We start from the raw sequence: 6,683 nt of genomic DNA, 5'->3' as shown, positions 1-6,683 counted from the left end.
CGACATCCGAGCGTGGATCGACACCTGGAACGACAACCCCAAGCCCTACGTCTGGACCAAGACCGCCGATCAAATCCTGGCCAGCATCGCCAACTACTGCGCCCGAATTAATGACTCAGGACACTAGAGCCCGGTGCTGCGGCGCACCTTGTCCACCGCACCGCGGACCATCTGCTCGGTGACGGCCAACGGGTTCATCACCGATTCGCCGATTCCGACCATCCGCTCCACGCGGGCGACGATGCCCTCCAACCGGTCGACCACCGCGATCAGCCGTGGCGCCAACTCGTCGATGCGGCTGATGGTGTCGTTGAACCGCTCCAGCGTGGCGTCGAGCGTCTCGGTCGAGCTGTTCAGGTCCTCCAGCGTCTCGCTCAGGCTCTCCAGGATCGTGTCGACCTGCTCGACGGTGACGTCGGCGTTCAGCGCCGCCTGGGCGAGCTTGCGGATGCGCTCCGGGCCGGTGCGTACCGGTCTGCCGGCCTTGTCTGCCATCCGGTCAGTATGACCGAGACATCGGCCGAGCCCCCTGTCTTGATGCCCCCGCGTGTGGTAGACCCAAGGCTGTGGGTGGACGGCACGTGCGCCAGGAGCGAATAGCGGCGCGCTGACTCAGGTTGGCGCGCTCCTGTAACTCAGTGGGTCAGAGTGACGTCCTTATAAGACGGAAGTCGCGGGTTCAAGTCCCGCCGGGAGCACGATGACACCGAGCGTCTACTACCGGCTTCTGCGCATCGCGCTGGTGGCGTTCGGCGCGGTGATGCTGTTGCTGTATCCGCTCGCCGCCGTGTGGCCGTCGGGATGGGCATGGCACCACGGCGCGCCGTACGAGTCCGATTACTTCATGATGATCGTCGGCCTGTACGTGGTGCTGGGTGTGTTCCTCTGCCTGGCCGCGCGCCGCCCCGAGGACCATCTGAGCCTGATCTGGTTCACCGTGTGGTCGAGCGTCGTGCACGCCGCGATCATGGCGGTGCAGGCCGTGCGGGGCAGCCACACCCTCGGACACCTGTGGGGTGACGTCCCGGCGCTGATCCTGGCCGCTGTCGTGCTGTCCGTGCTGGTGCGCCGGTCAGAGCTTCGACGCGGCGTCCTCGTCGAGTAACCACACCGTCGCCTCCCGGCCCACGGCACCTGCGGCCGGGATGTCGACCGGTTGCGCGCCGCCGACCGCCGCCGCCACCGCGTCGGCCTTGCCGGCTCCCGCCACCACCAGCCACACCTCGCGCGACCGCGTGACCGCCGGGAGGGTCAGCGTGATTCGCTGCGGCGGCGGCTTGGGGGAGTCCGTCACCCCGACCACCATGCGTTCGGCCTCCTTGACGGCCGCGGTGTCGGGGAACAGCGAGTTGACGTGTCCCTCGGGGCCCATGCCCAGCAGGTGCACGTCGAACACGGGCGTGGGTTCGGAGCCGCCGGCCTCGATCAGCACCTGCGAGTACGCCTCGGCCGCGGCGTCCAGCGCGTCCCCGAACTCGCCGTCGCTGGCGGCCATCGCGTGCACGTTGGCCGCCGGGATGTCGACGTGGTCGAGCAGCGCCTCGCGGACCTGTTTCTCGTTGCGTTCGTCGTCGTCGTGGGGCACGAACCTCTCGTCACCCCAGTAGACGTGCACCTTCGACCAGTCGATCTCGCCGCTGCGCTCACCGACTCGTCTGAGCAGGCCGATTCCCGTTCCGCCGCCGGTCAGCACGACGTGGGCGACCCCGCGCGCGGTGATCGCCGCCGTGACGGCGTCGACCAGCCGATCACCCGCGGCGGTCACCAACGCCGCGGTGTCGGAGTAGGTTTCGATTTTCTGATTCATCGGTAGATCACCTTGTCCAGTCCTGCCAGCGCTTCCCGGTAGATCTCGTCGGCATCGAGCCGGCGAAGTTCTTCGGCCAGGCATTCCGGCACGTCCCGGCGGCCGAGCGGGAGCAGCGCCACCGGGCGGGAGGTGCGGCTCAGCGTCGCGGTCACCCCTTCCTGGGGCCGGCTGAGCGTGACGGTCTCACCGGCACGGTGCAATTCGACCTTCAGCGTGCCCACCGAACGCGTGACCGGGCCGTCGATGCGGCTGGCCAGCCAACCGGCAAGGATGTCGAGTGCCGGCTCGGACTGCAATCCCGACACCACCGCCGACTCGATCGGCTCATGCGGTGGTTCGTCGATGGCCGATGCCAGCAGCGCCCGCCAGTAGGTGATGCGGCTCCACGCGATGTCGGTGTCGCCGGCCGCGTAGCCGGACAGCCGGCTCTTGATCGCGGACAGCGGGTCGGGGGAGCGGGTGGCGTCGGTGATCCGGCGAATCGCCAACTTGCCCAACGGATCCTGCGACGGCACGGCCGGAGCGCCGGCCGGCCACCAGGCCACCACCGGAGTATCCGGCAGCAGGAACGGCAGCACCACGCTGGCGGCGTGGTCGGCCAGTTCGCCGTGCAGACGCAACACCACGACCTCGCCCGCCCCGGCGTCGCGTCCGACCCGCAGCTCGGCGTCCAGTCGGGACTGTGCGGCGTCGCGGTCACCGGGCAGCGTCACGATCACCCGGCACGGATGCTCGCGGCTGGCGAAGTTGGCCGCCTCGATGGCGCCTTCGACGGTCGCCTCGCTGTCGGGGGCGATCACCAGCGTCAGCACCCGGCCGAGGGTCAGCGCGCCGCCCTCCTCACGCAGCCCGGTGATCTTCTTGTTGATCTCGCTGGTGGTGGTGTCGGCCAGCTCGACGATCACGGCCGCCTCCATTCCCGGCCCAGCCCGTGCACCATGTCGTTGGCCGACGGTGGGCCCCAGGTGCCGGATTCATACGGCTCCGGCCTGCCCTCCGAGGCCCAGTTCGCCAGCACCGGATCCAGGATCTGCCACGACAATTCGACCTCGGCGTTGACCGGGAACAGCGACGGCTCGCCGAGCAGCACATCGAGGATCAGCCGCTCGTAGGCCTCCGGTGAGTCCTCGGCGAACGCCGAACCGTACGAGAAATCCATGTTGACGTCCCGGACTTCCATCGCGCTGCCGGGAACCTTGGACCCGAAGCGCATCGTGATGCCCTCGTCGGGCTGGATTCGGAGCACGAGTGCGTTCGTGCCCAGCTCCTCGGTCATCGTGCTGTCGAACGGCAGGTGCGGAGCCCGCTTGAACACCAACGCGACCTCGGTCACCCTGCGCGCCAACCGCTTTCCGGTACGCAGGAAGAACGGCACACCCGCCCAGCGCCGGGTGTCGACCTCCAGGGTGATCGCGGCGAACGTCTCCGTGGTCGAGTCGTGGGCGAAGCCCTCCTCCTCGAGAAGTCCCGGCACCTTCTCGCTGCCCTGCCAGCCCGCCGCGTACTGCCCGCGGGCGGTGGTCCGGTCCAGCGGCTGCAGCGGCCGGGTGGCCGAGAGCACCTTGATCTTCTCGGTCTGCAGCTCGTGCGGGCTGAAGTTGACCGGCTCCTCCATCGCGGTGAGCGCCAGCAGCTGGATCAGGTGATTCTGGATGACGTCGCGGGCGGCCCCGATCCCGTCGTAATACCCCGCGCGGCCGCCCAGTCCGATGTCCTCGGCCATCGTGATCTGGACGTGGTCGACGTAGTGCGAGTTCCAGATGGGCTCGTAGAGCTCATTGGCGAACCGCAACGCCAGGATGTTCTGGACGGTTTCCTTGCCGAGATAGTGGTCGATGCGGAACACCGACTCCTCGGGAAACACGCTGTTGACGACCGCGTTGAGCTCACGGGCGCTGTCCAGGTCGTGCCCGAACGGCTTCTCGATGACCACCCGGCTCCAGCTGCCGTCCTCCTGGCTGGCCAGGCCCGACTTCTCCAGCTGTTCGCACACCACCGGGAAGGCCTTGGGCGGGATGGACAGATAGAACGCGTGGTTGCCTCCGGTGCCGCGCTCGGCGTCGAGCTTGTCCAGCGTCTCGCTGAGACGCTGGAACGACGCGTCGTCGTCGAACGTGCCCTGCACGAACCGGAAGCCTTCGGCCAGCCGGTCCCACACCTCCTGGCGGAACGGGGTGCGGGCGTGCTGCTTGACCGCGTCGTAGACGACCTGGCCGAAATCCTCGTCCTCCCAGTCGCGCCGGGCGAAACCCACCAGGGCGAAGGACGGAGGCAGCAGGCCGCGGTTGGCGAGGTCGTAGATCGCCGGCATCAGCTTCTTGCGGGCCAGGTCGCCGGTCACCCCGAAGATGACGACGCTGCACGGTCCCGCGATGCGGGGCATGCGCTTGTCGCGCTTGTCCCGTAACGGGTTACGCCACGGCTCGGCCATCGGCTGCGCTCAACCCTTGGCGCTGTCGAGCTGACCCTGGGTGGCTTCGAGCAGCTCCAGCCACGACTTCTCGAACTTCTCGACGCCCTCTTCTTCGAGCACCTTGAACACGTCGGTCACGTCGATGCCGACGGCGCCGAGCCGGTCGAACACCGCCTGCGACTCGGCGGCCCGCCCGGTGACGGTGTCACCGGTGACCACACCGTGGTCGGCGACCGCGTCGATCGTCTTCTCCGGCATGGTGTTGACCGTGTTCGGGGCGACCAGTTCGGTGACGTACAGCGTGTCGGAGTAGTCGGGGTTCTTCACGCCCGTCGACGCCCACAGCGGGCGCTGCACGCGGGCACCGGCGGATTTCAGCGCCTCGAAGCGCTCACCGCCGAGGAAGACCTCCTCGTAGGCGGCGTAGGCCAGGCGGGCGTTCGCGACGCCGGCCTGGCCGCGCAGTGCGAGAGCGTCCTCGGTGCCGATCTTCTCCAGCCGGTTGTCGATCTCGGTGTCCACCCGGGACACGAAGAACGACGCGACGGAGTGGATCTTGCCCAGGTCGTGTCCGGCCTCCCTGGCCTTCTCCAACCCGGCCAGGTAGGCGTCCATCACCAGCCGGTGCCGCTCGACCGAGAAGATCAGCGTGACGTTCACCGAGATGCCCTCGGCGATCACCGCGGTGATCGCCGGCAGACCCGCCATCGTGGCGGGGATCTTGATCAGCAGGTTCGGCCGGTCGACGATCTTCCACAACTCGATCGCCTGCAGGATCGTCTTGTCCGTGTCGTGGGCCAGGCGCGGGTCGACCTCGATGGAGACCCGGCCGTCCACCCCGTCGGAGAGTTCGTACTGCTTGGCCAGCACGTCGCACGCGTTGCGCACGTCGTCGGTGGTGACGGTGCGGATCGTCGCGTCGACGTCGGCGCCGCGTTCGGCGAGCTCCTTGACCTGCGCGTCGTAGGCGTGGCCCTTCGACAGCGCCGCCTGGAAGATCGACGGGTTGGTGGTCACGCCGACCACCGATCGGGTGTCGATCAGCTCGGTCAGGTTGCCGGTCTGCAACCGGTCCCTGGACAGGTCGTCGAGCCACACCGACACACCTGCTGCGGCCAGTGCCGCCAGGTTCGGGTTCTGGGTCATGTCATCCTCGCTAATTCGCTTCGGCCGCGGTGCGGTCAATTGGCTATGGTGCGTTCCGCCGCGGCCACCACTGCCTCCGGGGTGAAGCCGAATTCGCGGAACAACGTCTTGTCGTCGGCCGATTCGCCGTAATGCTCGATGGAGATGATCTCGCCGGTGTCGCCGACGAGCTTGTACCAACTCTGCGCCACCGCCGCCTCGATGGCCACCCTCGCCGACACGTTCGGGGGCAGCACGCTGTCGCGGTATTCCTTGGGCTGGGACTCGAACCATTCGATGCAGGGCATCGACACCACGTAGGCCGAGATGTCCTTCTCCCTGAGCAACTTCTGGGCCTCGACCGCGACCTGCAGTTCCGAACCGGTGGCGATCAGGATGACGTCGGCGTCCTCGGCCGGTGTGCCGCCGCCGAGGACGTAGCCGCCGCGGGCCACACCATCGGCGTCGGTGCCCTCGAGCACCGGGATGCCCTGTCGGGTCAGGATGAAACCGACCGGTCCGCTGCCGTTGCCGCGGGCGATGATGCTGCGCCACGCGTAGGCGGTCTCGTTCGGATCGCCGGGCCGGACCACCGACAGGTTCGGGATCGCGCGCAGCGCCGCGAGATGCTCGATGGGCTGGTGGGTCGGGCCGTCCTCGCCCAGTCCGATCGAGTCGTGGGTCCAGATGTAGATCGTGTCGATGTCCATCAGCGACGCCAACCGCACCGCCGGACGCATGTAGTCGGAGAACTGCAGGAACGTTCCACCGAACGCGCGGGTGGGGCCGTGCAGCACGATGCCGGACAGGATGGCGCCCATCGCGTGCTCGCGTACACCGAAGTGCAGCACCCGTCCGTACCAGTCCGCGGTGAAATCGTCGGTCGAGATCGACGGCGGGCCGAAGGACTTGGCGCTCTTGATGGTGGTGTTGTTGCTGCCCGCCAGATCCGCCGAGCCGCCCCACAACTCGGGCAGCTTCGGTGCGACGTCGTTGAGCACCTGCCCGAACGCCGCGCGGGTGGCCACCGGCTTGGAGCCGGGCTCCCAGTAGGTCAGGTCGGCGTCCCAGCCGTCGGGCAGCTGCTGGGCCTGCAGCCGCTCGAGCAGCGCCTTGCGCTCCGGCTCGCGCTCACCCCACGCGTCGAACTCGCGTTGCCACGTGTCGTGGGCCTCCTTGCCGCGGCCAACCAGGCCGCGGGTGTGGGTGATCACGTCCTCGCTGACCTCGAAGGTCTTCTCGGGGTCGAAGCCCAGGATCTTCTTGGTGGCCGCCACCTCGTCGGCGCCGAGCGCCGAACCGTGCACGCCGCCGGTGTTCATCTTGTTGGGCGCC

General features: G+C 68.3%; 7 protein-coding genes, 1 tRNA gene and 1 pseudogene. 3 read left to right on the top strand and 6 right to left on the bottom strand.

All coding sequences use genetic code 11. From position 1 onward, the window contains the following. Window positions 1–127: pseudogene (locus tag ASJ79_RS32300) on the top strand (IS630 family transposase); the annotation flags it as partial. Here ASJ79_RS32300 and ASJ79_RS15600 read toward each other — a convergent pair. Further along, window positions 124–495: an ATPase gene (locus tag ASJ79_RS15600; RefSeq protein WP_067956679.1), complete on the bottom strand. Its 372-nt coding sequence runs from the start codon at window positions 493–495 to the stop codon at window positions 124–126. The pseudogene ASJ79_RS32300 and the gene ASJ79_RS15600 overlap by 4 nt on opposite strands. 129 nt (window positions 496–624) lie before the next feature. Between ASJ79_RS15600 and ASJ79_RS15595 the strand changes: the two genes are divergently transcribed. After that, window positions 625–698 (top strand) — tRNA-Ile (locus ASJ79_RS15595). A 2-nt stretch (window positions 699–700) separates the two neighbouring features. Further along, on the top strand, window positions 701–1,105 hold the full coding sequence (locus ASJ79_RS15590; protein ID WP_067956677.1) for a DUF6632 domain-containing protein: 405 nt from the start codon (window positions 701–703) through the stop codon (window positions 1,103–1,105). Here the strand turns inward: ASJ79_RS15590 and pgl are convergent. From pgl to ASJ79_RS15565, 5 genes are all read right to left on the bottom strand, one after another. Further along, window positions 1,073–1,807, bottom strand: coding sequence for a 6-phosphogluconolactonase (gene pgl / locus ASJ79_RS15585; RefSeq protein ID WP_067956675.1), 735 nt, complete (start codon window positions 1,805–1,807; stop codon window positions 1,073–1,075). The two genes, ASJ79_RS15590 and pgl, sit on opposite strands and share 33 nt — an antisense overlap. Next, window positions 1,804–2,715, bottom strand: coding sequence for a glucose-6-phosphate dehydrogenase assembly protein OpcA (opcA, locus tag ASJ79_RS15580; protein WP_067956681.1), 912 nt, complete (start codon window positions 2,713–2,715; stop codon window positions 1,804–1,806). Before opcA ends, pgl begins: the two co-directional genes overlap by 4 nt. Beyond that, window positions 2,712–4,241: a glucose-6-phosphate dehydrogenase gene (gene zwf / locus ASJ79_RS15575; RefSeq protein WP_067956673.1), complete on the bottom strand. Its 1,530-nt coding sequence runs from the start codon at window positions 4,239–4,241 to the stop codon at window positions 2,712–2,714. The genes opcA and zwf overlap by 4 nt, the downstream gene beginning before the upstream one ends. A gap of 9 nt (window positions 4,242–4,250) precedes the next feature. After that, window positions 4,251–5,369, bottom strand: coding sequence for a transaldolase (tal, locus tag ASJ79_RS15570; protein WP_067956670.1), 1,119 nt, complete (start codon window positions 5,367–5,369; stop codon window positions 4,251–4,253). A 35-nt stretch (window positions 5,370–5,404) separates the two neighbouring features. Further along, window positions 5,405–6,683 (bottom strand): transketolase C-terminal domain-containing protein (locus ASJ79_RS15565; RefSeq protein WP_304439115.1); only part of this gene is annotated, 1,279 nt, incomplete at its 5' end.

The sequence above is a fragment of the Mycobacterium sp. NAZ190054 genome, from assembly GCF_001545925.1.
Lineage (GTDB): Bacteria > Actinomycetota > Actinomycetes > Mycobacteriales > Mycobacteriaceae > Mycobacterium.
The sequence above is the reverse complement of the archived record's forward strand: the minus strand, read 5'-3'. Positions and strand labels throughout refer to the sequence as shown.